General features: G+C 59.8%; 22 protein-coding genes. 9 read left to right on the top strand and 13 right to left on the bottom strand.

What is annotated here, in order from left to right; translation table 11 throughout:
• Window positions 1–79: 79 nt before the first annotated feature.
• The 8 genes from BW978_RS18130 to BW978_RS18090 all read left to right on the top strand — a co-directional run bounded on the left by BW978_RS18130 (window position 80) and on the right by BW978_RS18090 (window position 9,821).
• The gene (locus BW978_RS18130; RefSeq protein ID WP_076397235.1) at window positions 80–985 is read left to right on the top strand and encodes a LysR substrate-binding domain-containing protein; all 906 of its coding nucleotides are present in this window, start codon (window positions 80–82) and stop codon (window positions 983–985) included.
• Window positions 986–1,172: 187 nt separating this feature from the next.
• Window positions 1,173–2,120, top strand: coding sequence for a LysR family transcriptional regulator (locus BW978_RS18125; protein WP_076397234.1), 948 nt, complete (start codon window positions 1,173–1,175; stop codon window positions 2,118–2,120).
• A gap of 178 nt (window positions 2,121–2,298) precedes the next feature.
• Window positions 2,299–3,402 carry a polyamine ABC transporter substrate-binding protein gene (locus BW978_RS18120; RefSeq protein ID WP_083697636.1) on the top strand — a complete coding sequence of 368 codons (1,104 nt, stop codon included), beginning with the start codon at window positions 2,299–2,301 and terminating at the stop codon, window positions 3,400–3,402.
• Window positions 3,403–3,425: 23 nt separating this feature from the next.
• The gene (locus BW978_RS18115) at window positions 3,426–4,493 is read left to right on the top strand and encodes an ABC transporter ATP-binding protein (protein WP_076397233.1); all 1,068 of its coding nucleotides are present in this window, start codon (window positions 3,426–3,428) and stop codon (window positions 4,491–4,493) included.
• A 76-nt stretch (window positions 4,494–4,569) separates the two neighbouring features.
• Window positions 4,570–5,388 (top strand): ABC transporter permease subunit, encoded by an 819-nt coding sequence (locus BW978_RS18110; RefSeq protein WP_076397393.1) that lies wholly within the window; start codon window positions 4,570–4,572, stop codon window positions 5,386–5,388.
• Window positions 5,389–5,447: 59 nt separating this feature from the next.
• Window positions 5,448–6,197: an ABC transporter permease gene (locus BW978_RS18105; protein ID WP_244552007.1), complete on the top strand. Its 750-nt coding sequence runs from the start codon at window positions 5,448–5,450 to the stop codon at window positions 6,195–6,197.
• 193 nt (window positions 6,198–6,390) lie between these two features.
• A complete protein-coding gene (locus tag BW978_RS23175; RefSeq protein ID WP_083697633.1) occupies window positions 6,391–8,793 on the top strand; it encodes an aminotransferase class III-fold pyridoxal phosphate-dependent enzyme in 2,403 nt (800 codons plus the stop codon).
• Between the two features lie 56 nt (window positions 8,794–8,849).
• Window positions 8,850–9,821 carry an acetylxylan esterase gene (locus BW978_RS18090; protein WP_076397231.1) on the top strand — a complete coding sequence of 324 codons (972 nt, stop codon included), beginning with the start codon at window positions 8,850–8,852 and terminating at the stop codon, window positions 9,819–9,821.
• 83 nt (window positions 9,822–9,904) lie between these two features.
• Here the strand turns inward: BW978_RS18090 and ggt are convergent, their stop codons facing one another.
• From ggt to BW978_RS18060, 6 genes are all read right to left on the bottom strand, one after another.
• Window positions 9,905–11,500: a gamma-glutamyltransferase gene (gene ggt, locus BW978_RS18085; RefSeq protein WP_076397230.1), complete on the bottom strand. Its 1,596-nt coding sequence runs from the start codon at window positions 11,498–11,500 to the stop codon at window positions 9,905–9,907.
• Between the two features lie 37 nt (window positions 11,501–11,537).
• Window positions 11,538–12,230 (bottom strand): ABC transporter permease, encoded by a 693-nt coding sequence (locus tag BW978_RS18080; protein WP_083697632.1) that lies wholly within the window; start codon window positions 12,228–12,230, stop codon window positions 11,538–11,540.
• Window positions 12,230–12,940: an ABC transporter permease gene (locus BW978_RS18075; protein ID WP_076397229.1), complete on the bottom strand. Its 711-nt coding sequence runs from the start codon at window positions 12,938–12,940 to the stop codon at window positions 12,230–12,232. Before BW978_RS18075 ends, BW978_RS18080 begins: the two co-directional genes overlap by 1 nt.
• A gap of 70 nt (window positions 12,941–13,010) precedes the next feature.
• Window positions 13,011–13,862, bottom strand: coding sequence for a transporter substrate-binding domain-containing protein (locus BW978_RS18070; protein WP_076397228.1), 852 nt, complete (start codon window positions 13,860–13,862; stop codon window positions 13,011–13,013).
• A 94-nt stretch (window positions 13,863–13,956) separates the two neighbouring features.
• Complete coding sequence (locus tag BW978_RS18065) at window positions 13,957–14,628, bottom strand: GntR family transcriptional regulator (RefSeq protein ID WP_076397227.1); 672 nt, start codon at window positions 14,626–14,628, stop codon at window positions 13,957–13,959.
• A gap of 89 nt (window positions 14,629–14,717) precedes the next feature.
• Window positions 14,718–15,578: a LysR family transcriptional regulator gene (locus BW978_RS18060; protein ID WP_076397226.1), complete on the bottom strand. Its 861-nt coding sequence runs from the start codon at window positions 15,576–15,578 to the stop codon at window positions 14,718–14,720.
• 87 nt (window positions 15,579–15,665) lie between these two features.
• Here BW978_RS18060 and BW978_RS18055 point away from each other — a divergent pair, with 87 nt between their 5' ends.
• Window positions 15,666–16,652, top strand: coding sequence for a bile acid:sodium symporter family protein (locus BW978_RS18055; RefSeq protein ID WP_076397225.1), 987 nt, complete (start codon window positions 15,666–15,668; stop codon window positions 16,650–16,652).
• Window positions 16,653–16,836: 184 nt separating this feature from the next.
• Here BW978_RS18055 and BW978_RS23620 read toward each other — a convergent pair whose 3' ends face one another.
• The 7 genes from BW978_RS23620 to benC form a co-directional block, all read right to left on the bottom strand.
• Window positions 16,837–19,197 carry a hypothetical protein gene (locus tag BW978_RS23620; protein WP_076397224.1) on the bottom strand — a complete coding sequence of 787 codons (2,361 nt, stop codon included), beginning with the start codon at window positions 19,195–19,197 and terminating at the stop codon, window positions 16,837–16,839.
• A 142-nt stretch (window positions 19,198–19,339) separates the two neighbouring features.
• Window positions 19,340–19,918 (bottom strand): PIN domain-containing protein, encoded by a 579-nt coding sequence (locus tag BW978_RS18045; protein ID WP_076397223.1) that lies wholly within the window; start codon window positions 19,916–19,918, stop codon window positions 19,340–19,342.
• Complete coding sequence (locus tag BW978_RS18040) at window positions 19,908–20,354, bottom strand: MerR family transcriptional regulator (protein WP_062284952.1); 447 nt, start codon at window positions 20,352–20,354, stop codon at window positions 19,908–19,910. Before BW978_RS18040 ends, BW978_RS18045 begins: the two co-directional genes overlap by 11 nt.
• Window positions 20,355–20,540: 186 nt before the next feature.
• Entirely contained in the window at window positions 20,541–21,323 is a 783-nt protein-coding gene (gene pcaD / locus BW978_RS18035) for a 3-oxoadipate enol-lactonase (RefSeq protein WP_076397222.1), read from the bottom strand.
• A gap of 55 nt (window positions 21,324–21,378) precedes the next feature.
• Entirely contained in the window at window positions 21,379–22,707 is a 1,329-nt protein-coding gene (locus tag BW978_RS18030) for an MFS transporter (protein WP_076397221.1), read from the bottom strand.
• Window positions 22,708–22,744: 37 nt separating this feature from the next.
• The gene (gene benD / locus BW978_RS18025; RefSeq protein ID WP_076397220.1) at window positions 22,745–23,533 is read right to left on the bottom strand and encodes a benzoate diol dehydrogenase BenD; all 789 of its coding nucleotides are present in this window, start codon (window positions 23,531–23,533) and stop codon (window positions 22,745–22,747) included.
• Window positions 23,530–24,555, bottom strand: coding sequence for a benzoate 1,2-dioxygenase electron transfer component BenC (benC, locus tag BW978_RS18020; RefSeq protein WP_076397219.1), 1,026 nt, complete (start codon window positions 24,553–24,555; stop codon window positions 23,530–23,532). The genes benD and benC overlap by 4 nt, the downstream gene beginning before the upstream one ends.
• Window positions 24,556–24,567: the final 12 nt, after the last annotated feature.

Raw genomic sequence — 24,567 nt, 5'->3', positions numbered from 1 at the left:
CGGGGATGTCTGGTCGACCCCATTGTCCGGCGACACGTGGAGACGGAGAGTTGGCCATCCCGTACCTTTGGTGCATTCTATGTCCATGAAGATTTCGGGATCAGACATTCATCTGCTGCGGGTATTCGAATGCGTCGTCCGCAATGGCGGCATATCGGCCGCGCAGATGGAGCTGTCGCTCAGCCAGCCGACCATTTCCAACCACCTGACAGCCCTTGAGCAACGCATCGGGGTCAAGTTGTGCGAGCGCGGACGCCGAGGCTTTTCGCTTACGCATGAAGGCCGGCGAGTTTACGACATCAGCGTTGAAATGACGGGACTGCTGGATGCCGGCTCCGCAAGGCTGTCCTGTCTCAGAAGCGAGCTGGCCGGGAAGGTCAGCGTCGGCGTCGTAGATTGTCTGGCGACGGATCCGGCATTGAAGCTGGGAGACGCAGTGGCCGTCATTTCGCGCAAGGCGCCCGAAATCGAGCTCAACCTCAAGATCATGCGCCCCAACGACATCACGAAGGCTGTCGCCTCGAACGAGCTTGATGTCGGGATTGGTGGCTCCGACATCAAGGTCGCCAGTCTTGGCTACCGGACTCTTTATCGCGAGGAGCATGCTGTGTATTGTGGCTCGGGCCACCCACTGTTCACCGTCCCGGACGAGCAGATCTCGGGGTCTGATTGCTACGATTATCCTTGGGTACACCGCGGCTACTGGAACAGGGTCAGGGGGCAGCGCTTCGACGATCCTATCAAGCATCGTGTGGCATTTGATATCGAAGCCGAAACATTCTTGGTGCTGTCTGGTGCTTATCTCGGCGTTCTGCCGGTCCATTATGCGGAGACCTTTTCGCGGCAGCAAAGGTTGCGGCGTCTGCCTCTGAAGGATGAAACCTATTTCGCCGCCATCGATCTCGCCACCCGCACGGGCGAGCAGGCCGCCAACGTGAATTATGTCGCCCGAGCTATCCTGCAGGCGCATGCATTACATTTGTAAAATTCAATATACCCGTTTTTTGTTTGATATTCTCCAAACCGATCCGCTCTGTAATCCTCACCCTCGACAAGTGCGGGACCGATTTTGAGCCAGAGACAACGCTCGCTTCCCGCTACTGAGGTCCTCGCTGTCTGGCCAGGCCAGCCCGCGATTTCGGACAGGCGCTCGGTTGAGAGGGGAACGACATATGCAGAAGTGCGAAGGGAAGCTGCGCAATCTGATTTCGGTCGACAACGCCGATATCAGGCTCATCAAGATTTTCATCCGCGTGGTCGAGGCGGGCGGTCTGTCCGCCGCCCAGGCCGACTTGAACCTATCTCTGTCCACCATCTCCGGAAAGATATCCGCACTCGAAGAGCGGCTGGGCGTGACGCTTTGCAGGCGTGGCCGAAGCGGGTTCGAACTGACAGAAAATGGGCGATTAATCTTTGATGAATGCCAGCGGCTGACGGGATCGCTTGATCAATTCAGTCGAAAAGTCTCAGGCCTCAAATCGAACCTCAGCGGCACTCTCACCGTCGGGCTTGTCGACAATACGATCACAGATCCCCTGTCGCCACTCGCCAGAACGATTGCCAAGCTCGCCGAAATCGCACCCGCTCTCCACTTGTCGATCGATACCAAATCTCCGGGTGAGTTGCTGCGCGATGTGGTGTCGAGAAAGCTCGACCTCGTTGTCGGCAGCTTTCCCCGGATGACACTCGGGCTGGCCTATATCGATCTCTACGAGGAAACGCAGAATTTCTACTGCGGTGCGGGCCATCCGCTGTTCTCTGTGCCGGATGAAAACATCGGTGTCGAGGAAGCAAGGGTACACCGGATCATCGGTCGTAATTACTGGGCTGCACGTGACATCAAGATTTTTGCCATCAGCAACCCGCATGCGACTGTCTCCAACATGGAGGCAGAGGCGTTCCTCATCCTCTCGGGAGCTTATCTCGGCTATCTGCCGGATCATTATGCCGCCCAATTTGTCCGTTCCGGCCGCATGCGTCTCATTCGCCCGAACCTCTTTTCTTACAAGGCGAAGTTCCAGGTTGCGACGGTCGAGGATTGGAAGAGCAGACCGGCTGTCCGCGCCTTCGTCGATGCCATCACGAGCAACATCCCGAAGGCTCTGGTCCGGGTCGCCTGATAAGGACCTCATGTCATCGAAAAAGGCTCGGAGTGGGCATCCCATCCAACATGGAGGATGTCGTCGAATTCACTTCGGCAAATCACGAAGGATCAGCCCGTTCTGCCGGGTTAGATATGTCTTGCAGGACGTCACAAAAACATAATCTCCGCAATCGGAGCTGAGGGGAAGCGTAGCAATGGCCAAGACAAACATCTTTAATTCGGGCATGGCACTGCTGTTTACCGCCTGCCTCGTGGCGCCGGCCGTAGATGCCCATGCCGATCAGCTGTTCATCTACAATTTCTCCGACTACTTCGCGCCGGACACGATCTCGAAATTCATCGAGAAGACCTCCATCGATGCGCGCGTCGACTTCTTCGATTCGCTGGAGATCCTGGAAACCCGGCTTCTTGCGGGTGGCAGCGGGTTCGACGTCGTATTCCCCAGCGCCACGGCCGGCGAGCGACTGATCGCTTCGGGCGCCCTGCAGCCAGTCGATAAGAGCAAGCTGAAGAACTACGGCAATCTCAACCCTGAACTTGTCAAGCTGCTCGGCGCGCACGACAGCGGCAACACCTATCTGGTGCCCTATATGTGGCTGACGACAGGTATCGCCTACAACAAAGGGATGATCGAGCAGCGTCTTCCCAATGCGCCGGTCAATAGCCTCGCCATGGTGTTCGATCCAAAGATCGCTGCGAATTTTGCAGATTGCGGCATAGGCATCGTCGATGCGCCGAGCGAGATCGTCCCGATCGCGCTGAACTACCTCGGTCTTGATCCCTATTCCGCCAATCCGGACGATCTGAAAAAGGCGGAGGATCTGCTGATGGCCCTGCGCCCGAACATCCGGCACATGCAGAGCGGCAAGCTGGTTGCCGATATGGCGTCGGGACAGCTCTGCCTCGCCATCATGTGGAGTGGTGACACTGGCATTGCCGCCGCACGCGCCGAAGAGGCGAAAACCGGCCAGGAAATCCACTATTCGCTGCCCAAGGAAGGCACGATCGTTTCCTTCGACACGATGGCCATCCCGGCGGATGCGGCCAACGTGGATCATGCGCTGCAATTCATCGACTACATCTTGGAACCCAAGGTCGCCGCCGACATCAGCAACGCCGTCTTCTTGGCAAATGCCAATGCCGCAGCGACCCCGCTGGTGGATGAAGCCATCACCAAGGATCCGAACATCTATCCGCCGGCAGAAGTGCAAGCGAAGCTCTTCAGCGACAAGTCCCTGCCGCCGCGACAGAACAGGGAACGCACCCGGATCTGGACGACCTTCCGCGCCGGCCAATAAAAAACAAGAGAATGAGGCGCGCCATGCAGAAGCCATTTCTGACGGTCGATGGGTTGAGCAAGACCTACGGAAACTTCATCGCTGTGAGCGGCATATCGCTCGATATCGGCAGGGGGGAGTTCTTCTCCCTGCTGGGACCGTCCGGTTGTGGCAAGTCCACGCTTCTTCGAATGATCGCCGGGTTTGAGACGCCGACCGCCGGCAGCGTCCTCTTGGATGGAGCCGATGTTACTGCGCTTCCTCCGGAGAGGCGGCCCACCAACATGATGTTCCAGTCTTACGCTCTCTTCCCGCATCTCAGTGTTGCGAAAAACGTTGTCTTCGGCCTTGTACAGGACCGCCTGCCGAAGGTTGAGATCGCGGCCCGGCTGGCCGAGGTCGCCGGGAAACTGCAACTTGGTGCCCTGCTTGAAAGAAAACCGTCACAGCTTTCCGGTGGCCAGCGTCAGCGCGTGGCACTTGCCCGTGCCCTCGTGAAACGTCCCAAGGTTCTCTTGCTCGACGAGCCGCTCGGCGCGCTCGACAAGAACCTGCGTACCGAAACCCAGGATGAACTGGTGAGGCTGCAGAAGGAGCTCGGGCTCACATTCATCATTGTGACCCATGATCAGCACGAAGCGATGACGGTCTCGTCCCGTATCGCGATCATGCAGTCGGGCCGCGTCCTTCAGGTGGGGTCTCCTGAGGCGGTCTACGAGGCGCCGATTTCCCGGTATGTGGCAAAGTTCCTCGGCGAAGCGAACATCTTCGAAGTCGCCAGCGCAAGTTCGGATCAAGGACTGGCGAGCGTCGTTCTCTCCGGCATCGAGGGAACATTCCGCGTGCGCCTGCCGTCCGGCATGTCGACCGACGGTCCGCTGTGGCTATCCGTCCGGCCAGAGAGGGTTGAACTCGTGCGCAGCGGCGAAGGTGTTCCCGGTGTCGTCGAGGATATCACCTATACCGGTGCGCAACGGCGATATCGCGTTCGGCTCGCAACGGGCGCCACGCTTGACGCGATGAAAGTCAACAGCGGCGATGACGGCGTCCAGACCGGTGACGCCGTCATCGCCCGGTGGGCTGATGAGGCTGCCCACCTTCTCGCGGAGTGATGCCGTGGTCACCTTGAGATCCCTGCGACAGAGCCAGAGACTGCTGATCGTTCCGCCTTTCCTCTGGCTTGGCGTGATGTTTCTTCTGCCGACTCTGCTCGTGCTCGCCATCGCGCTGTCCTCCACACGTGTCGGAATGCCGCCCTACGAGCCGCTGCTCACCTGGGACGGCGCGATGCTGTCCATCAGCCTAAATTTTGAAAATCTTCAGTTCGTTCTCCGCGACGGGCTCTATGCCCACGCCTATCTGACGAGCCTGAAGGTGGCGATGATCTCGACACTGTTGACGTTGCTCATTGCCTATCCGCTTGCCTATGGCATCTCCTCTTGCAGGCGCCCCTGGCGTTCGGTCCTGGTGTTCCTCGTCATCGTGCCGTTCTGGAGCTCGCTGCTGATCCGCGTCTATGCCTGGATGGCCATTCTCAGCAATGATGGCCTGCTCAACAGTCTGCTTTTAGCAATGGGGGTAATCGATCAGCCCTTGCAGATCCTAAACACGCAGACGGCGGTCTATATCGGCATCGTCTATACCTATCTTCCGTTCATGGTCCTGCCGATCTATTCGAACCTCGCAGACCGCGATCGCAGCCTGCTCGAGGCAGCGCGGGATCTGGGATGCAGCCGGTTCTCTTCGTTCTGGCGCGTGACCTTTCCGCTCAGTCTGTCAGGCGTCGTCGCCGGCTGTGCGCTCGTCTTCATCCCCGTGGTCGGGGAATTCGTTGTGCCCGATCTTCTCGGTGGTGCCGATACGCAGATGATCGGGCGGACGATCTGGGTGGAATTCTTCAACAACAGGGACTGGCCGGTCGCAGCCTCTGTGACGGTACTCCTGGTCCTGCTCCTCGTCATCCCGATCACCTTGCTGCAATCCCGCCTTTCCAAGATGAGGGTCTGATCATGAGCCAGTCGTCGCAGGGGCCAAGCTGGTTCAACCAGCTGTCGATCTTCCTTGTAATGTCGTTTTTGTACTTACCGATCGCCATCCTAATCGTCTTCAGCTTCAACAAATCAAAGCTCGTGACGGTGTGGGGTGGATTCTCGACGCAGTGGTACGGCGCGGCGTTGTCCAATGCCGCCCTTCTTGACGGTGCGCGGGTGAGCTTCATGGTCGCGGCGATCTCGGCCACCCTTGCCACTGCGCTCGGGCTCCTGGCCGCCGTCGTCATGGTCCGTATCCGCCGCTTTCGCGGGCGGCAGCTGTTCATGGGCCTTCTCGCTGCCCCGATGGTCATGCCCGAAGTCGTGCTGGGGGTTTCCATGCTCTTGATGTTCGTCGCGCTCGGCATCGACAGGGGACCTGTGACGATCACGCTGGCGCATGCCACCTTCACCATGTGCTTTGCAGCCGTCGTGCTTCAGTCGCGGCTTGCCGAACTTGACCCTTCACTCGAAGAGGCGGCGAGGGACCTCGGCTGCCCGCCGGCGACCGCTTTTCTCAAGGTCGCGCTCCCGAACATCCTTCCGGCGCTGGCATCGGCCTGGCTGCTGTCCTTCACCCTGTCGCTCGATGATCTCGTCATCTCCAGCTTCACGACGGGTCCCGGTGCCTCGACGCTGCCGATGAAGATCTACTCCCAGATCAAGTTCGGCGTGACGCCCGAGATCAACGCCGTATCCACGATGATCCTCGGCGTGGTCGCCCTTGGGCTGCTCGTTGCAGCCGTGGCGACCAGAGGATCAGACAGCGCATTGCGGGGTCATTGACGATGGCCTTGTTGACTTCATCAGCCGGACAACATTGCGAGACTTCGCAAGGGAAGGTCCGCGTTTCTCATGAGCCGCCCATTCGTCTCATGAGAGCATTCCGCCGGTGAGGGCGATGACCCGTCTTTTACCCACAGGCCAGATCAAATTCCGCCCATCGCAACCCTATTTGTCCAGTCCATGAGGTATTCCGGTGAAAAGCAAGATACAACAGAACGGGATAGATGTCCTTCTTGCCAGCATTGGCGCGCCGGAGCTGGGCGAAGAAGACGTCGCGGCCCGGGTCCGGGCCCTCTATGGACTGGTGGGCACCCTTGGCCGGCTTGGAGGCGAGCGCGAGCAGAACTTCAGGCTGACCGCCGCGGATGGCCGCCAGTTCGTCGTCAAGGTCGCGTCGGTAGACGAGCCCACCGAAAGCCTTGAGTTCCAGTTGGGGGCGCTTGACCATGTGGCTGCCGTTGACCCTGGCTTTCCGGTGCCGAGGGTCATGCGCACCCTTTCCGGTGCACCGATGGCTTCGATCACCAACGAGCGGGGAGAGGCGCATGTCCTGCGGGTTTTGACCTTCCTGCCCGGAAAGACCCTGCTCGATGGTATCAACGCAGAGGGGAAGAGACTTAGCGCAGACGAACTTGTGGCATTGGGGGCAATGAGCGGACGCCTGGCCCGAGCATTGCAGGGCTTTTACAGTCGCGGTGCCCCGAAGACCATGCCGTGGGATCTGAAGAACGCCCCACTGCTCCTTGCCGGACTGCTGCATTACATGCCGGAGCGCGTAAGCTCCATCATCGCCGATCTTCTGCCGGCGCTTTCCGAGACCCTCACCGAATCCCTGCCGAAACTGCGTGCCCAGATCATCTACAACGACTTCCACGAGTCCAACGTCATTACGGCTTTCGATCCGTCGTTCAGCATCGCGGGCGTGATCGACTTCGGCGACATGGTCTTTGGGCCTCTGGTTCAGGACCTCGCCGTAACCATCGCTTCGCTTATACACTGGAGCTCTGATCCTGTGTTTGCCGCAGGCTGCCTGGTACGGGGATATCAGCGCTTCATGCCGCTGGAGGCGGCCGATCTCGCCGTGCTGCGCGATCTGGTGCTCGCGCGACTGATGCTTCAGGTGGGCATCGTTGCCTACCGCACCGCTGGCGATGACGCGACCCCGCTCGATGATCTTCAGGGCTTCTACATGACGGCGATCGAACGGATCGCATCGGTCTGCAGTGCGGACTTCGTGTCTTCTATGATGCCCTCGGTGGTTCCCGTCGCCAATGCCGCCCCTGTCGTTGCAACCGTTGCCATGCCATCTCTCCTGAAACAGCGCGAGGCAGTGCTCGGCAAGACCTACACCTTCTACAATGAGCCGCTTGAGCTCGTGCGCGGTCGTGGGTCCAAGGTGTGGGATGCGGCAGGCAAAGAATATCTCGACTGCTACAACAATGTCGCCAACCTTGGCCATTGCCATCCTTATGTCGTAGATGCGCTTGCGCGTCAGGCGAGCACGCTCAACACCAATTCTCGCTATCTGCACCGCGAGATCGTCAGGCTGGGAGAGCGTCTTTCGGCAACCCTTCCAGCTCACCTCGATACCTGGATCTTCGTCTGCACCGGCTCCGAGGCGAATGATCTTGCGGTCCGCATGGCGCGCGCGGTGAGTGGTAACGAGGGCATCGTCGTCACCGAAAACAGCTATCACGGCAACACCTCTGTCGGCGCGCCTCTGTCGCTGATTGATTATGACGCGTCGCAAAGGCCGACCTGGGTCGAAACCCTGCCGCCGCCCAACCTCTACCGGGGTCTTTATCGTCAGGGCGACAACGATGCCGGGACCAAATATGCCGGGCATCTGGATGAAGCGGCGGACCGGCTCGAGCAACACGGCAAGGGCCTTGCAGGCGTGATGATCGACTCCATCTTCGACGCCAACGGCGCCCTCGTGCCGCCACCTGACTATCTTTCGAAGGTCTACGCGTCGGTGAAGCGCTATGGCGGCCTCACCATTGCGGACGAAGTGCAGATGGGCTTTGCCCGCTCCGGCACGCATATGTGGGGCTTCCAGGCCTTCGACGTGGAGCCCGACATCGTCACCATGGGCAAGCCCATGGGCAACGGCCACCCGATCGCTGCCGTGGTGACGCGGCGCGAGATTGCCGCGCAACTTCAGACGAAGGGTGGCTATTTCAATACCTTTGGCGGCAATACGGTCTCCGCCGTGGTCGGCAACGCATGTCTCGATGTGCTCTTTGGCGAGGACCTTCAGGGGAACGCACGACGCAGCAGCGAGGCGCTCAAGGCCGGGCTTGAAAAACTGCAGATGCGTCATGAGATCATTGGCCATATCCAAGGCCGTGGCCTTTTCCTCGGCGTCGAACTGGTATTGGACCGCGATACGAAAGCGCCAGCCAAGCTCGCTGCCCGCTGGTTGCGCGAACACATGAAGGCGGCCGGCGTTCTCGTGTCCTCGACAGGCCCGTTCGGGAACATCATCAAGATCAGACCGCCGCTCGCCTTCAGTCTCGCAGATGCCGAGAGATGCTTGGAAGCCCTGGACGGCGCTCTCGGCCAGGTCCCCGGCGAACTGCTGACCGGCGCTTGACCGGACCGGTCACTTGGCCCCTTCTGTTTACGCACTCAATGGTCACGGAGCCCATCATGCCGATTTCTGATCTCGTTCATCCCGACCTTGGGGCCTATCGCAGCATGGTCGCCATGCCCGAGGACTTCGATGCCTTCTGGAGCTCGACAATTGCGGAGGCTCGCGCGGCGGGTGGCAAGGTCGAGATCGTCAAGGCAGAGACATCGCTCAAGGTGCTCGAGACCTACGATGTGACGTTTCCCGGCTTCGGCGGACATCCGGTCAAGGGATGGCTGATCATGCCTGTGGATCGAAAGGGGCCTTTGCCGCTGGTGGTGCAGTATATCGGCTATGGCGGCGGTCGTGGCCAGCCGCATGATCAACTGCACTGGGCTGCCTCTGGCTATGCCTATTTTCGGATGGATACACGCGGGCAGGGCAGTGTTTGGAGCGTCGGCGGTACGCCCGACCCCGTGGGATCCACGGCCTCTTTCCCCGGCTTCATGACGCGAGGGATCCTTGATCGGAAGGATTATTACTACCGCCGACTGCTGACTGATTGCGTGCGTGCGATCGATGGCTTGGTCGACCTGCCCTTTGTCGATGCGACCAGGATCGCCGTATGTGGGGACAGCCAGGGCGGGGGCATGTCCATTGCCGCTGCCGGTTTGGATCCACGGATCAAGGCGGCCATGCCGGACGTACCGTTCTTGAGCGATTTTCCGCGTGCGGTGAGAGTGGCCTTACGCGAGCCCTATACAGAGATCGCCCAGTTTCTCGCCCAACAGCGAGACAAGAAGGACAAGGTTTTCGAAACGCTCGCCTATTTCGATTGCGTGAACTTCGGGCAAAGGGCCGAAGCGAAGGCGCTTTTTTCCGTCGGCCTGATGGATGACATCTGCCCGCCTTCAACCGTCTACGCGGCCTACAATGCCTATGCCGGGGAAAAAGAGATCGTTGAGTACGACTTCAACAATCATGAGGGTGGACAGGCGTTTCAGGAGCGGAAGCAGATGAAATGGCTCGGTAGCATTTTTGACATTGGCTGACCGGTCATTGACATCAGAAAGAAGGCCGAGTCGGTGCTAAGCCGACGCGGCCTTTTTGTTTCGTCATTCTTTGCTCTGGTCGTTCAATACCCCAGGGCCATTCCATCCTTGCGCGATTCAGATGCTCCCATCAGGGTGCCGTTCTCCCAGTCGATCCGCACGACCTGTGCACCGCCGATTGGATCTTCGGCGGGGACGATTTCGAAGCCCCGGCTGGTTAGTTCGGCCACGGTCTCCGCTGAGACAGTGTGCTCGGCTTCAACGCGCGGGACCTTGCCGCCGACGGGGATAAGACGCGGCAGGTCGATCGCATCCTGCATGTCCATGTCGTAGTCGACCACCTTCGAAATCAGATGGGCATGGCCCATGGCCTGGTAGTAGCCGCCCATGACGCCGAAGGACATCTCCGTGCGGCCGTCGCGGGTGACCATGCCGGGAATGATGGTGTGCAGCGGACGCTTTTCCGGCGCGATCATGTTGGGATGACCGCGCTTGAGCGAGAAGCTTTGACCTCGGTTGTGGAGGATGACGCCCGAACCCGGGGCGACGAGGCCGGTGCCGAAGCTGTCGAAGATCGAATTGATGAAGCTGACCGCGTTGCGGTCTTCATCGACGATCGAGATGTAGACGGTGTCGCGATGCAGCGGCATCTCGAAATCCGGCAATTCGGTCATTGCGCGGGTCAGGTCAATCTTCTTAGCCAGTCCCTGCGCGAAGTCGGCCGAAAGGAGTTCATCGATCGGCACGTTTGCCTTGTCCGGATCGGCAATCCAGGCGTCGCGCGCGGCATAGGCGAGGCGAGTGGCCTCGATTTCCAGATGCAGTCGATCGGCGGAGTGCGGTTCCAGCGTGCTGTCGAAGCAGGAGAGGATGTTGAGGATCAGCAGCGCAATGATGCCCTGGCCGTTCGGCGGGCACTCGTGGACGGCGTAGCCGCGGAAATCGGTGGTCACCGGGGTCACGTATTCGCCCTCTGCCGTCGCAAAATCCTCCAGTGTGTGGAGGCCGCCATGGGCGTTCAGATGGGCCACCATGTCTTCGGCGACGGAGCCCTTGTAGAAGCCGTCGCGGCCTTCGGCGGCAATCCTGCGGAGTGTTGCGGCAAGCTTCGGCTGGCGGTGCGTTTCTCCGATGCGCGGTGCGCGGCCGCCGGGTAAGAAGATCTCGGCTGCTGCCTTGTCTGCGGCGAGAAGCTCCTCTTCTTTCTTCCAGTCGCGATGGACGCGCGGCGAAATGGCATAGCCCTCTTCGGCATAGCGAATGGCGGGTGCAAGAACCTCGGCGAAGGATAAGCGACCGTGGTCGGAATGCAGTCGGGTCCAGGCGTCAATGGCGCCGGGGATGGTGACGGCGGATGGGGACTGGCGCGGGACTTCGGTCAAGCCGCGCTCTTCGAACCATTCGATCGTCAGCGCCTTGGGCGTGCGGCCTGAACCATTGTAGGCGATGACCTCTGCGCCGCCTTTCGGAGCGTATAACGCAAAACAATCGCCACCGATGCCGGTGGAGCCGGGTTCGACCACGCATTGCACGGCGCAGGCGGCAATCGCTGCATCCATGGCATTGCCACCGGCCTGCAGGATGTTGATGGCCGTCAGTGTGGCATAGGGGTGGGAGGTCGCGGCCATGGCCTTGGCCGACACGGCCACCGATCGCGTCGGCTTCTCGAAATTGCGCATTCTTGTCAGTCTCCTCGTATTCTCTTGTGCCACGGTTTCAGCCGCGGGAACGGTATGGTGTCATCCGGCTCTCCAGGATGGCGATTGCCCGGACGATCAGGAAATTCAGGAGCAGGTAAATCGCGCCCGCGGCCATGAAAACTTCGATCGCGCGGTAGCTCTCGGATATCAAGTTGCGGGCGATGCCGGTCACTTCCAGGAGAGTAATGATCGAGGCAAGCGAGGTGCCTTTGACCATCAGGATGATTTCGTTGCCGTAGGCTGGGATCGCCTGGCGGAACGCGATTGGCAGAACGACCAGTCGAAGTGTGAGAAAGCGAGACATGCCGAGCGCCTGTGCTGCTTCGCCGAGTCCGCGCGGAACGTTCTTAATCGCTCCGCGCAGGATCTCGCTGCCATAGGCGGCGGTGTTCAGTGTGAGCGCAAGGATGGCGCACCAATAGGGTTCGCGAAACAGACCCCAGAGGCCGAGGGCCTGAAGGGAGGGGCGGAACTGGCCCAGGCCATAGTAGATCAGGAAGATCTGGACCAGGAGCGGCGTGCCGCGAAAGACGGCGACGAAGGTGCGGATCGGCCAGGTGGCGAGCCGGTGCTGGCCCTGTTGGGCAAGTGCCAGGACGAGCGCCAGCACAAAGCCGAAAAGGAGGGATGTGCCTGCGAGCTTCAGCGTCAGTGGTAAGCCGGCCAGGAGTTGCGGGATGATCTCTATAAAGAAGGTGACGTCGATCATCAGCGAGCAAGCCCCCGGGATGCGCGATCCTCCGCGACGCGGAAGGCTTGACCCGTGATCGCCGCGATCACGAAGTAGAGGCCGGCGGCAGTGACATAGAACAGGAAGGGTTCCCGGGTGGAACCTGCGGCGACCTGAGCCTGGCGCATCAGTTCGACGAGACCGATGACGGAAATTAGCGCGGAGTCCTTGAGCACGAGCTGCCAGACATTGCTGAGTCCAGGGACCGCATGGCGCAGCAGTTGCGGGACGACGACGAAGCGGAGCATCTGCATTCGCGTCAAGGCCAAGGCCTTGGCGGCGTCGAATTGTCCAGGTTCGACGGCGAGATAGGCGCCGCGATAGACTTCGGCCTGGTAGGCGCCGGAAATGATCCCCATGGCGAGAATGCCAGTTGCGAACGAGGGCAATCCGACAAATCCGTCGGATCCGAAGCTACGGGCGATTGCGGTCAGGGCAACGCTGCCGCCGTAATAGAAGAGGTAGATCGTGAGGAGGTCCGGGACGCCGCGAAAGACTGTGCCGTATGCGGATGCAAGTGCCCGAGGAATTCGCTTTGCAGACAAGGCACCGGCAGCTCCGAGAGCCCCGAACACAGCGCCGAGTACGAAGCCCAGCAGCGAAAGAACCAGCGTCACGCCGGCGGCACCTAAGAGGGCGGCGGCCCAGCCTCCTTCGGAGAAGCCGAGCAGATACAGTTTTTCGAACATACTGGCGATCCCTTTCATGCAATCGAAGCAGCCGGAGCCATCGACCCCAGCTGCTTGTGGTCCGCCTTCGTTACTTGAGCGGAGTGACGTCGGTGCCGACCCACTTCTCGGAGATGCGCTTGATCGTGCCATCCGCGATGGCGGAGTCGATGGCTGCGTTCAGCATGTCCTTGAGCTTGGTGTCCTCCTTGCGCAGGCCAGCGCCGGTGCCCATGCCGAAAAGACCGCCGACGAAGCCGGGGCCAGCGACCGTGTAATCGGCGAATTCCGGCTTGGCGAGGGTGGCGGCGAGCGCCGTTTGTTGGGCGAAAATGGCATCGATACGACCGGCGGCCAAGTCGAGGTCGTGCTGCTCGGTCGTCTTGTATTCGCGTATCTCGACGATATCGCTGAAGTACTTCTTGATGAAGTCCAGCATGGTGGTCGCAGCCTGGACACCGACGATCTTGCCTTCGAGGAGTGGCTTCAACTTTTCGATGGCTGCGGTCGCTTCGGCCTCATTGCCCATGTCGAAACGCTCTGTCGAGGTGCCAAGCTTTCCAAGCTCGCTGTCTTTGGCGACCGCGAAGCCACCAGGATCGACGGCGTATGGCTGCGTGAAATCGATCGTCTCCAGACGCTTCGGTGTAATGAACATGCCTGCCATGATCACGTCGAACTTTCCGACGGTCAGCGACGGGATGAGGCCATCCCAATCCTGCGCGACAATGGCGCATTTGATCTTCATACGGGCGCAGAGCTCGTTGGCGAGCTCGATCTCAAGACCGTCCAGTTCTCCGTTGGCATTGGTGAAATTCCACGGCGCGTAAGCGCCTTCGGTCGCGATCTTGATTTCGGTTGGTGCGCTTTGGGCAAATGCGACCGTTCCGAATGCGAGTGTCGTGAAAGCAGCCGCCAGCGCGGCCATGCGACGGATCGTCATGACTTTTCCTCTTCGTTGTTGAGCCGTGGATTACGGCGGTTCCCCGCCCGCGCCGGGTGTTCCCCCCAGCTACGGACAATTTCTCAATCCATGCTCACCGTCCGGGGCTGGCGTATTCGGCCAGGAGGCTCGGTGTCGCGATGATGTGCTCACGCATCACGGCCTCAGCATGGTCCGGATCGCCGGACCGCACGGCGTCGATCAAGGTCTGATGCTCTTCGCGAGCCGACAGGGGCTTGCTCACGTAGTCGAACCAGATACGCATATAGGGTTCGATCATCACATGCAGTGCGGTGATCTGGCGGATCAGCTTCGGCCGTTCGCTGAGATTGAAGATAAGACCATGGAATTGCTGGTGTCGGGAAACCCAGTCGCCGCTGCCTGACTGCCCGTCGCGCTCCATGCGGTCGAGAAGCCGTTCCAGTTCCTCGAAGACTTCGGCCGTCATCTTCGGTGTCGCAAGCCTGACTGCAAGTCCCTCCAGAACCGAACGGATCTCGAAGGTTTCATGAATTTCGTCGAGTGTCAGTCCGGCGACGACGCAGCCGCGATTGGGGCGAAGCGTCACCAGTCCGTCTGCCGCGAGCCTGCGAAAGGCTTCTCGGACCGGCATGCGGCTCATGCCGATCTCAGCGGCGATCTCTTCTGGGATCAACCGCTCGCCCGGCTTGTAGCGACCGGTTCGCAAGGCGCGCTGCAGATGGAGATAGGCCTCCTGCTCAGCCGTGGAGGCAAGATGCGCCGTAGTGCCGGTCGATATTGACATTGTTGGCTCTCTGGATTTTTGTATCCACTCATCCAAGCATCACGTGAGAGAGCCGTCAAGGGCTTTTTGATCAAGCGTTGCCGTCGATGTTAGCGAGCAGCAGGAAGACCGTGTGCCACCCTTTCCCGGACGAGACGGGTAAAGGCTGCGATCGTATTGCGGTCCGCGCCGGGCGACGCCACGAGGATGAATTCGACGTCCTCGATCGCTGGCAGGGCGGAAGGGGGCAGTTCCCGCAACCCGGATGGCGCTAGGTTGCGCGGCTGGACAAGGACGCCCATGCCGGCTCGCGCTGCTGCCGTCAGGCCGCTCAGGCTCTGGCAGGAACAGACGATGCGCCAGGGTTGCCCGGTGCGTTCCAGCGCCTCCATCAGCAGTGTTCTCGTCAGGCTCGGTGGTGGAAAAACGATCAGCGGCAGGATGGGTTTGGCCAGGACGGCTTCCGGATCGGCTGCCAGCCAGACCAGCGGTTCGCGCAGGATCGGCTCACCACGGCGATCGCCCAATCGGCGCTTTGCAAAGACCAGGTCGAGTTCGCCCTTGTCCTGCATGTCGGCGAGATCCCTGGAAAGCGCCACCGTCAGATGCAGCTCGACGGCAGGATAATCGGCGATGAAGTCCTGCAGAAGAACGGGAAGTTGGCCGGAGACCAGATCTTCGGAAATGCCGAGCCGCAATCTGCCACGTGGCTGGGCGGTCTCGAAGAGGGACGCCGTCTGCCGCTCGAATGACAGCAGTTGCCGGGCATGCGGAAGAAGGGCTTCGCCGTCAGCCGTCAAACGCACGCCATGGGTGTCGCGGTCCAGCAGCCGACGGCCGAGCACCTCTTCGAGGCGCTGCAGATGCTGGCTGACGGTCGATTGTCGCAGGCCCAGTTTCTGGCTGGCGAGGGTGAAGCTGGCGAGCTGGGCAATGGATACGAAACTGCGCAAGTGAACGAGGTCGAGCATATCACGTTTTCCGATGACTGTTATTTCTTGCATCGGTTTTGACGATAACTAGTCTCAGCCATCTGTCCAGATCGGCCGGAGCCTCAGATGAAACGCTTCCTCCCAGATACTTTCACGCTGCTGCTCGTCGCCATGGTCGTGCTGGCAAGCCTTCTGCCGATCTCCGGAGAGCCTGCGGAATGGTTCGGCCTTGCGACCAATCTAGCGGTTGCGCTCTTGTTTTTCCTGCATGGCGCGCGCCTTTCGACTGACGTGGTTATCGCGGGCTTCCTGCACTGGCGCCTTCAGAGCTTCATCCTCGCGGTGACCTTCGTGGTCTTTCCGCTGCTCGGTCTGCTGATGGGCTTTCTGTCGCCGTGGCTCATCCCGCCGGCGCTCTATCTCGGCCTTCTCTATGTCTGCGTCTTGCCATCAACGGTGCAGTCGTCGATTGCGTTCACCTCGATTGCCGGTGGAAATGTTCCGGCCGCCATCTGTGCTGCTTCCGCGTCGAACATTCTCGGCATGTTCCTGACCCCGGCGCTTGTTGCGGTCCTCTTCTCGGCCGGCGGTCATGTCGGGGTGTCGCTGGACATGATCTGGAAGATCCTGCTGCAGCTTTTCTTGCCCTTTGTCCTTGGCCAGGTGTTGCAGCCTTTCATCGGCAACTGGATCCGGGCCCGCAAGTCGCTGCTTGCGCCCGTCGATCGCGGTTCGATCCTGATGGTCGTCTACCTCGCCTTTTCGAACGCTGTGATCGAGGGCATCTGGTCCAAGTTTTCGACTGCCGACCTCGCTTTGGTGATCGGCCTCGATATCGTCCTGCTTCTCGTCGTCCTGGGAATTACGGCCTTCGGCTCGAAGCTTTTCGGCTTCAGCCGGGAGGACCGAATTGCCGCGATCTTCTGTGGCTCGAAGAAGAGCCTGGCGAGTGGTGTGCCGATGGCCGGCGTCATCTTTGCCGGCCAGTCGGTCGGTGCAATCGTCCTGCCGCTGATGCTTTTCCACCAGATCCAGCTGATGTTCTGTGCGTCGCTTGCGCGGCGATTGATTGCGCGAACGGCTACGACTGGCAGGTCACGAGTTGTAACCTAAGCGTTTCATAAGCGAAATACTGGCAGTCAGGACGCTAACTTGCTGAAGTCAGGCAGTTTTGAGGGGCGATGAATGAGGTCGCAGGACCTGATCTGTTCAAGGCGGAGACAACAGGCAGTGTCGTAGACGGGCGTTGATACTTTGCGCATCTGCCTCCAATCGGCTGAGCGACGCATCCGCCACTCTACGCTGCCTCCCATACCTGGTTGAGGATCCGCGCCGCCAATGCTGCTTTGTCCTGCGGCAGAAAGCGCCCATAGTGCTGCTGCACGACGTCAGGCGTGTCCTGGATGGCATAGCTTGCCTGCTCATAGGATCCTGTCTGCTTTAGGATATGTGTCGCGAGCACGTCTCGGACGTTGTGGGGGCCATGCGGTAGCAGACCCTTTATCGCGCCGCGGCCGGTATATGGATTGTAGATGCCGTAGCGTTGAATCGCCAACCGCCAAGCCTCGTAGAATGTTGTCTGATTATACGCCGCATCGATGCTGGTCGTTTTGACGGTTTTGACGAAAAGCGTCCCCGGATCATGCGCGCGACCCAGGAGCACCTTCCGATGCCGCTCGATATAGGCATTGAGATAGGTGTAGAGATCAAGAAGATCCGGCAGCACCAGACGAAACGGCTTCTGCCCAAAAAAAGATGAGCCCGAGTTCTTGAACGCGTTGGACGGGATGAAGACCTCCCACCCACGCTCCCGTTCGTTCCAACGCAGTTCGCCGCGCTTCATGTCTTCGAGCCGGCGTTCTGCCGTCGGGAATTGTCCGCGCGGGCAGACCAGCAATTGCCGAAGGTTTTTCTGCCTCAGGCCGAGATGTAAGCCAAGCCTTAGCATCAGGAACGAACGGACGGCCTCAGCGGCTGCTCTCGGGTAACGGTGCTCATCGGGCATTCGCTTTAAGATCTCCTCGGTGATCTTGCGATATTCAGCGAGCGGGCTATCTGCCTCGAGCACGCACATGATAGGCTCGAACGGATCGCGGTGGACCCGCATCACCCGCTGGATTTCTTTTGATCGGTTGGCTGCATGGCGATGGAAATCCTCGCATGCACCGTGCCAATCTCGACGAGCAGCATCAATCTCGTCTGTCGTGATCAGTCCTTCGATCGGCTTCACGTTGCGCAACAGTTCGGGATGTTGGCGGATCCAGCCGACTTCAGCGCGGGTGAGGGCCATGGCCACCATCAGCATGTCTTCCTCCCATTTGGTGAAGAAGCCGCGACGGCGCTCCCGCCATTGCAAATACCAGTCCCACACGCCAGGGAAGATCAGGAGACCGAAGGTGAGTTGGCTGAGCGGCACGCCTCGACCTTTGACAACCCCGTTCGGGGATGCCGCAAGTGCCCCAAACATCAGGCCTAGATGTTCGATCTTCTGGCTGGCTGTCTCCTCATTCCAGACGCCATTCCTGCGGTAGCCTATCTCTGTCAGTGTCGACGTCTTGAAGCGGATCAGGTCTGCCATCTCCATCGCAAGCCGAGGGGGTGCATCGACGACACCGGAGAGCAGATCGGGATCCTCCAGTGCCTCGGTCGTAGGTCCTTTTTCGTCCTCATCTCGCAGCCAGCTAAAGGCCGCCAGTCGAGGAGTGAGTGCACTCCCGCCATATGTGACACCAGGGAACCGGATCGCGTAGCGCTGCTTCGTCGCTGCTGCCTGGAAACGTCTGTAATCCGTCGACCCCGAGATGATGACTCGCCGGACCCATTCCAGGATCTCTTCGCGCTTCGAAAATGGCAGGCTGCCGAAGTCGTCGGGAAGATGCCAGGCAAGCCGGCGCCGCTCCGCCGGACTGATGTCCTCCAGATCGTGGCCATATAGCGATCTGGATTGATGGGGCAGTTTCGCTTTGAAGTAGCCGTTCGGCAGGCCGTATCTGCGCTCGATACGGCCAAGTATGTCGTAGCTGGCCACCGAGCGAGGCACACGCTGGCCCTCAATCCACGACAGCAAGGTCTTCGCATCAAAGGTTTCGTCTATGCGAACGACCGCCCGGTGAAGTTGCCAGTAACTCTCGCCAAAGCGGCGCATTTGATAGGCGAGTGCATCGGCGAATGAACTCGGGTCTTCGTTCGCCTCGAACAGTGGTTCTGGTTTGTCAGACACTGGTCTCGGCTTGGGGCCGGGGCGGTTAGGGGGTGGCGGGCTCTCGACCTCTGCGACCTCTCGATGATGGCTCGTCGAGGAAGGTGTGATCCTTTTCCTAGTGCCGGCTTTCAGCATTGCATGCGGTCTTTTGCCTCTTGGAGCGTCGTCTTCCACAGGCGGCTCCTTCAGCCAGCGCATAATCGCATCCAACGCTGGTCGCAGTTGCTTCTTCAGAGTTGTCGTCAGGGCTTCATCGATTCCGCAATCATGTGCAATGTGCCGCCAGTCATAGCGATTGTTCGCTAGAGCGGGTGTCTTTCGACAAGTGATCAAACCGATAAGGTACGGCCTTATGTTCTGTACGACCCAATCCGGCGCCACGGGTGCAATACGGACATCGCAGTAGGTCAAAATCTTCTTCTGAAAATGGTGATTGGAAAGATCTTCGTTTGGCATATGTCATTCCGCAGTTTCTCGGTGCCTCAGGCCGAGGGCGTGCGGAATTAGGGGCAGACAGTTAAAAGTTCGTAAAGCTGGCGAGGGCGACACGGTAACCCACGGAAGTCGTGGGGCGCTCTCGGCAGTTCAAGGGTCCTGCTCACTTCAATCCGGCTATGTTCCGGCGAAGCATCCCTGAAAACTTCTTCAACCCGCCTTGTTCAAGCGCGTCGACGAACGCCTCAACCGATGGGACTGTCTTACGCAGATTATGCCTCGCACTTCTGACGCTGGAGATTAGCGCTTCCGGAAACGCCGTATGGAGATCGGCAAGAAAATCATCTGGCGACTTGCTGGTCACACCATGTGCGAGAAGGTTTCTTGCGGGAAAGTCCTTAAGGTTCCAGGTAACGATGACGGAGGCTTTGCCGGCGATGGCTGCTGCGAGGACATGTCGATCGTCGGGATCCGGTAGCGTGAGATCCGCAATAAACGGGCGATGGTCTTCCACGACTGCCTCTGGGAGGACAGCGTTCATCCGGTCGCGCGTGGCTTCCAGGCGTTCGATGGACAAGCCTGGTGTGTTGGCGGCGAGATTGCGCATCCACTCGTCATGTATATCATCGGTCCAGCGCGCCTCGACGAGGCCATCGAAAGCGCACTGGATCAGAATGTTGCGCAGGTGGAAGGGGTAGAGGACGCAGGCATCGTAGACCGCGACTGGCGGATTAGAGGCCATAGGTCTCGATCAGGTCCTCTGTGTCCTCGGCTAGCGCTTCCATCGCCGTTTGTCGTTTGTCAAGCTTCGACTTCAACGCGAGCACGTCCTTAAGGAGAGCGCGGCGGTGTTTACCGACGTAGCGGAATGGCAACTCGCCCCGGTCCATACGTAAGACGACGAGCGGGCGGGAGATACCGAGGATGGCTGAAGCTTCGCTCGGGCTTAGTTCCTGGTCCTCGGCCAGCACGGCAACACGCTCTCCGCGCAGCATGTGCGCCAGAAGGGCTTCAACAGCTGCGGCGGCTGATGGCGGGATCGGGAGCGTCCGCTCCTTGCCACCTGCGCCACGAACGTGGAGTTCCAGCCTGTCGCCGGCAACAAACTTTGGTAGGGGCGCTGCCGTCTTTCGGTCGTGATCTGACAGTCTGGCGAAATGAACAATTTGGCTGGCCATGACGATATCTCCTTATCCGCCAATATAGCGAACAAGGCCTCTAACTGCAATAACTGAAAGCTCGAGTTGGTTGCAATGGTGGTGATGGGGGGAGGTTCTTCGGAACGCTGGTTCGATTCACATCAAGGCGAAGACAGCTAAAGCCTATTAGCGCAGCTGTAGATGAAGTCAGCGAAATCACCTCGCTCATGTCGCTAGAAATTCAGCCAGTGCAGCATTGAACAGACCGGCGGCTTCAAAATTGACGATATGACGTCCCGGCAGCGCCAGATGGCGACCACGCGAGACAGAAACGGCAATCAGTTCGAGATCGCTTGCGACGCAGACCGGATCATCTTTCCCGGAAATGGCGAGAACCGGGTGGTAGATGCGAGGGAGATCGGAACGGAGATCGGCATCTCGCAAAGCTGCGCAGCAGCCAAGATATCCATCGACAGTGGTCTGCTCGAATGTCGCCATGAATTTACGGACGCCCTCTGGCGCAGCCGACCGGAATTTTGGCGTGAACCATCTCTCGGCCGTTCCGGCGACGAGGAAGGAGAGCCCGTTGTAGTTTACGGCGTCGATCCGTTCCTGCCAGGATTCCCGATTGCCTAACCTTGCCGCCGTTGCGCAGAAGACGAATTTGTCGAAGCGGTGGCCGGCGTGGATCGCTAGCCATTGTCCAACGAGACCACCGATCGACAGTCCGCAGAAATGTGCCTTCTCGATCGCCAGATGATCCATTAACGCGATGACATCCTCCGCAAGCTCGGAGAGTTTGAACGGGGAGGGAGGTGCCGATGACAGGCCGTGCCCGCGGCAGTCGTAGCGCAGGATCCGTAAATCGTCGGCCAAAGCCTCGATCTGACCATCCCACATATGAAGATCGGTCCCAAGCGAGTTGCAAAAAATCAGCCAGGGTTTGTCGGCGCCTACCCCGTCGAGGCGACAGCTCAGCCTATGCTGATCGAGATCGAGAAAAGGCATGGATTGTTCCTTGGATGTGAAGGCCCGCGACGCGGGCCTTCTTTAGAGGTTTGGCTCAGGCCGCGACTGGTGTCCGCAAGACCTGCCGCGCATTGAGCGAGGCATAGCCGAGCATGGCAAAGACAGAAATGACTGCAGGGACGGCGAACAGCATGAAGTTCTGCTGCAATGGCAATTCCTGGGCGAGCAGGTAGCCCCCGAAGGTTGGCCCGACGATGGCGCCGATCCGGCCGACCCCGGATGCCCAGCCGAGACCCGTCGAGCGGATCGACAGATTGTAGAGTTGGGCGACGCTCGCATAGAGCAGGATCTGTGTCCCGATCGTCGTTGCGCCGGCGATGAAGACGCTGATGAACAGCAACACCGTCGGCAGCCCCGTGCCGATGAGGGCGATCGAAACAGCGGCTGCCGCAAAGAAGGCGACAACGACCTTGGGAAGTCCGAAGCGATCTCCCAGACGACCGCCGAGGATAGCGCCGGCCATGCCGCCGAAATTCAGGGAAAACAGGCTGAGCAGGCTGGCGCGCTCTGCATAGCCGGCCTCCTGCAGCACCTTCGGCAGCCAGGACGACAGGAGGTAAACGAGCAGAAGGCAGCAGAAGAACGACACCCAGAGCATGGCGGTGCGCAGGCCGCGTTCATGGCGGAAGAGTTCGAGCACCGAAGCCGATGCCCCATTGGTCTCGGCGAAAATTAACTTGTCGCCGTCAGCGAGCTGATCGCCTGGGAACAGTCTCGAATAGATGCTGCGCGCTTCCGACTGGCGGTTCTGACGGATCAGGAAGCCGAGCGATTCCGGCAACTGCCAGAGGATGAACGGCAAGAGCACGAGCGGGATTGCCGCCACATAGAACATCCACTGCCAACCGAAGGACGGGATGATGGCAATGCCCAGGCTGGCAGCGACCATGCCGCCGATCGAATAACCTGAGAACATCAGGGCGACCATGGTGCCGCGCAGCCGCTTCGGAGCATATTCGTTCATCAGCGCCACCGCGTTGGGCATGAGCCCGCCGCAGCCGAGACCGGCGATGAAACGGAAGATCTTGAATTGATCCGGCGACGCGGCAAAGCCTGTGGCAACCGTCGCCGTCGTGAACAGCACGAAGCTCAGGGCGATGCCTTTCTTGCGACCGATCTTGTCGGCGAGCGGGCCGAAAATCAGGGCGCCGAACATCATGCCGAACAGTGCCCAGGCCTGCAGCGCTCCAGCTTGCGGTTTGCTCAAGCCCCATTCAGCGATCAGTTTCGGCAGGACCGTGCCTGCGACGAAGACGTCGTAGCCATCGACGATCAGAAGCAGCCCGCAGAGGCCGAGGATCATCCATTGGAAACGGCCGAACTGACCGCTGTCTATTGCTTCAGTCACATCTATGTTGCGCATGTTCACTCCTCCCAGTGCTCGTGCATTTGATTGAAAATCAGCCGAGATCGCCGCCTGCGACAGGCAGAATGGATCCGGTGATGTAAGAGGCCTCGTCCGAGGCTAGGAACAGGATCGGAGCAACCTGCTCCGAAAGGGTTCCGTATCGTTTCATGAAACTCGATTGCTTGACCTGCTCGACGACGTCGCGCATCCAGGCCTTTTCTTCGGCCGTATCACCGTCGGCGTTGCGGGGAATGCGACGCGCGGGGGCTTCGGTACCTCCTGGCGCCGTCGCGACCACCCGGATGTTCCGGTCCGCCATTTCCATCGCGAGCGATTGCGTCAGCGCGTTGATCCCGCCCTTGGCGGCGGAATAGGGCACCCGGTGAATGCCGCGCGTTGCGTTCGACGAGACATTGACGATGGTGCCGGCACCACGCGTGAAGAGATACGGCAGGACGGCGTGACAGCTATAGAGCGTCGGCATCAGCGATCGGCGTATCTCCGCATCGATCTGCAATGCTTCGAAGGCATCGAAGGGCCGCATGCGGATTGCGCCGCCGACATTGTTGATCAGGATGTCGATGCCACCGAACGTATCCGCAGCATGGCGCATCGCCGCCGCCGCGCCGTCATACGTTTCGAGATCGGCCACGAATCCGATAGCGCTCTCTGACGCCAATTCGGCGACCACCTCATGGACGATTTGCGCTCTGTCGACGAAGAGCACTTTGCCGCCTTCGGTAATCGCCCTCGTTGCGACGGCAAGGCCGATACCCTGGGCCGCGCCCGTAACGACCAGTACCTTGTCCCGAAATCGTTCGTCGAAGGTGAGCGTGCTCATGCGCTTTCCTTCAAGGTCAGGTTCGGCGTGAACTTCTCGTAGTGGAAGCTGTTTGGCGAGATGTCATGGGCGCTAAGCCAAGTCCTCACAGCATCGACCATCGGCGGCGGCCCGCAGAGATAGATGTCCGTCTCACCGCTCAAGAGACCGGTCGGCATATGATCGGTAACCCAGCCCTTCCGGGGGTGTTTTGAACCTTGATCGGCAACCACGGTGGTGAAGGAGAAATCCGGCAGCCGATCGACATAGCTTTCCAGCACATCAATGAGAACGAGGTCTTCGTCTTTCGTAACCCCGTAGACGAGATGAACAGGCTGCCATGATTGCTTCGCCACCAGCACCTCGAGCATCGACAGGAAGGGCGCAAGTCCCGTGCCTCCGGCAAGGAACAGGAGCGGACGCTCGGTGTCGCGAAGATAGAAGCTGCCGAGGGGGCCAGTGGCCGTCACCCGGTCGCCGGGTTTCGCGTGAGAGAGCCAGTTGCTCATCAGCCCCACGGGCAGCTTCCTGATGAGAAAGCCCAGGTGGTTTTCACCTGGCGCAGTGGTGAAGGAATAGGAGCGGCTCGCAGCCGAGCCCGGCACGTCGATGTTGATATACTGGCCCGGCAAAAACTGTGGTCTGCAATCGCCCTCCATTTGCAGCTCCAGAACGACCGCGGCATCGCCGTGAGCCGTCACCCGGGTCACAGTGGTCGCGAGCTTCTGCTGTGCTGTCTTGCACACGGAAGAGCGGGTGGGAACGGAGACGATACCGTCGCTTGTCGGTCTCATCTGGCATGTCAGAACCAGCCTGGATGCGGCCTCACCGGCGGTCAAGGCATCTTCGATATAGTCATCGCCCAGATCGTAGGTCCCGGTTTCCGAGCGGCACTTGCAGGTGCCGCAAACACCGTCGGAGCAATCCATCGGCAGGTTGATCTGGTTCCGATAGGCGGCGTCTAGCAACTTCTCGCCCGCCCGACAGTCCAAGAAGCGCGTGACGCCGTCTTCAAAATTCAATGCGATCCGGTAACTGCTCATGGTTTCTCCTCC

Origin of the sequence: Rhizobium sp. RU33A (assembly GCF_900156055.1) — a bacterium.
Taxonomy (GTDB): Bacteria; Pseudomonadota; Alphaproteobacteria; order Rhizobiales; family Rhizobiaceae; genus Allorhizobium.
This window is presented reverse-complemented; position numbering and strand designations above follow the sequence as displayed.

Bases quoted from the DNA above. Each gene is read 5' to 3' on its own strand.
- benC (WP_076397219.1), bottom strand. From the start codon at position 24,555: ATGAGCAGTTACCGGATCGCATTGAATTTTGAAGACGGCGTCACGCGC.
- BW978_RS18070 (WP_076397228.1), bottom strand. From the start codon at position 13,862: ATGACGATCCGTCGCATGGCCGCGCTGGCGGCTGCTTTCACGACACTC.
- BW978_RS18110 (WP_076397393.1), top strand. From the start codon at position 4,570: ATGTTTCTTCTGCCGACTCTGCTCGTGCTCGCCATCGCGCTGTCCTCC.
- BW978_RS18090 (WP_076397231.1), top strand. From the start codon at position 8,850: ATGCCGATTTCTGATCTCGTTCATCCCGACCTTGGGGCCTATCGCAGC.
- BW978_RS18125 (WP_076397234.1), top strand. From the start codon at position 1,173: ATGCAGAAGTGCGAAGGGAAGCTGCGCAATCTGATTTCGGTCGACAAC.
- BW978_RS18080 (WP_083697632.1), bottom strand. From the start codon at position 12,230: ATGATCGACGTCACCTTCTTTATAGAGATCATCCCGCAACTCCTGGCC.
- BW978_RS18075 (WP_076397229.1), bottom strand. From the start codon at position 12,940: ATGTTCGAAAAACTGTATCTGCTCGGCTTCTCCGAAGGAGGCTGGGCC.
- ggt (WP_076397230.1), bottom strand. From the start codon at position 11,500: ATGCGCAATTTCGAGAAGCCGACGCGATCGGTGGCCGTGTCGGCCAAG.
- BW978_RS18120 (WP_083697636.1), top strand. From the start codon at position 2,299: ATGGCCAAGACAAACATCTTTAATTCGGGCATGGCACTGCTGTTTACC.
- BW978_RS18055 (WP_076397225.1), top strand. From the start codon at position 15,666: ATGAAACGCTTCCTCCCAGATACTTTCACGCTGCTGCTCGTCGCCATG.
- BW978_RS18060 (WP_076397226.1), bottom strand. From the start codon at position 15,578: ATGCTCGACCTCGTTCACTTGCGCAGTTTCGTATCCATTGCCCAGCTC.
- BW978_RS18105 (WP_244552007.1), top strand. From the start codon at position 5,448: ATGTCGTTTTTGTACTTACCGATCGCCATCCTAATCGTCTTCAGCTTC.
- benD (WP_076397220.1), bottom strand. From the start codon at position 23,533: ATGAGCACGCTCACCTTCGACGAACGATTTCGGGACAAGGTACTGGTC.
- BW978_RS18045 (WP_076397223.1), bottom strand. From the start codon at position 19,918: ATGGCCTCTAATCCGCCAGTCGCGGTCTACGATGCCTGCGTCCTCTAC.
- pcaD (WP_076397222.1), bottom strand. From the start codon at position 21,323: ATGCCTTTTCTCGATCTCGATCAGCATAGGCTGAGCTGTCGCCTCGAC.
- BW978_RS18130 (WP_076397235.1), top strand. From the start codon at position 80: ATGTCCATGAAGATTTCGGGATCAGACATTCATCTGCTGCGGGTATTC.
- BW978_RS18040 (WP_062284952.1), bottom strand. From the start codon at position 20,354: ATGGCCAGCCAAATTGTTCATTTCGCCAGACTGTCAGATCACGACCGA.
- BW978_RS18030 (WP_076397221.1), bottom strand. From the start codon at position 22,707: ATGCGCAACATAGATGTGACTGAAGCAATAGACAGCGGTCAGTTCGGC.
- BW978_RS18115 (WP_076397233.1), top strand. From the start codon at position 3,426: ATGCAGAAGCCATTTCTGACGGTCGATGGGTTGAGCAAGACCTACGGA.
- BW978_RS18065 (WP_076397227.1), bottom strand. From the start codon at position 14,628: ATGTCAATATCGACCGGCACTACGGCGCATCTTGCCTCCACGGCTGAG.
- BW978_RS23620 (WP_076397224.1), bottom strand. From the start codon at position 19,197: ATGCCAAACGAAGATCTTTCCAATCACCATTTTCAGAAGAAGATTTTG.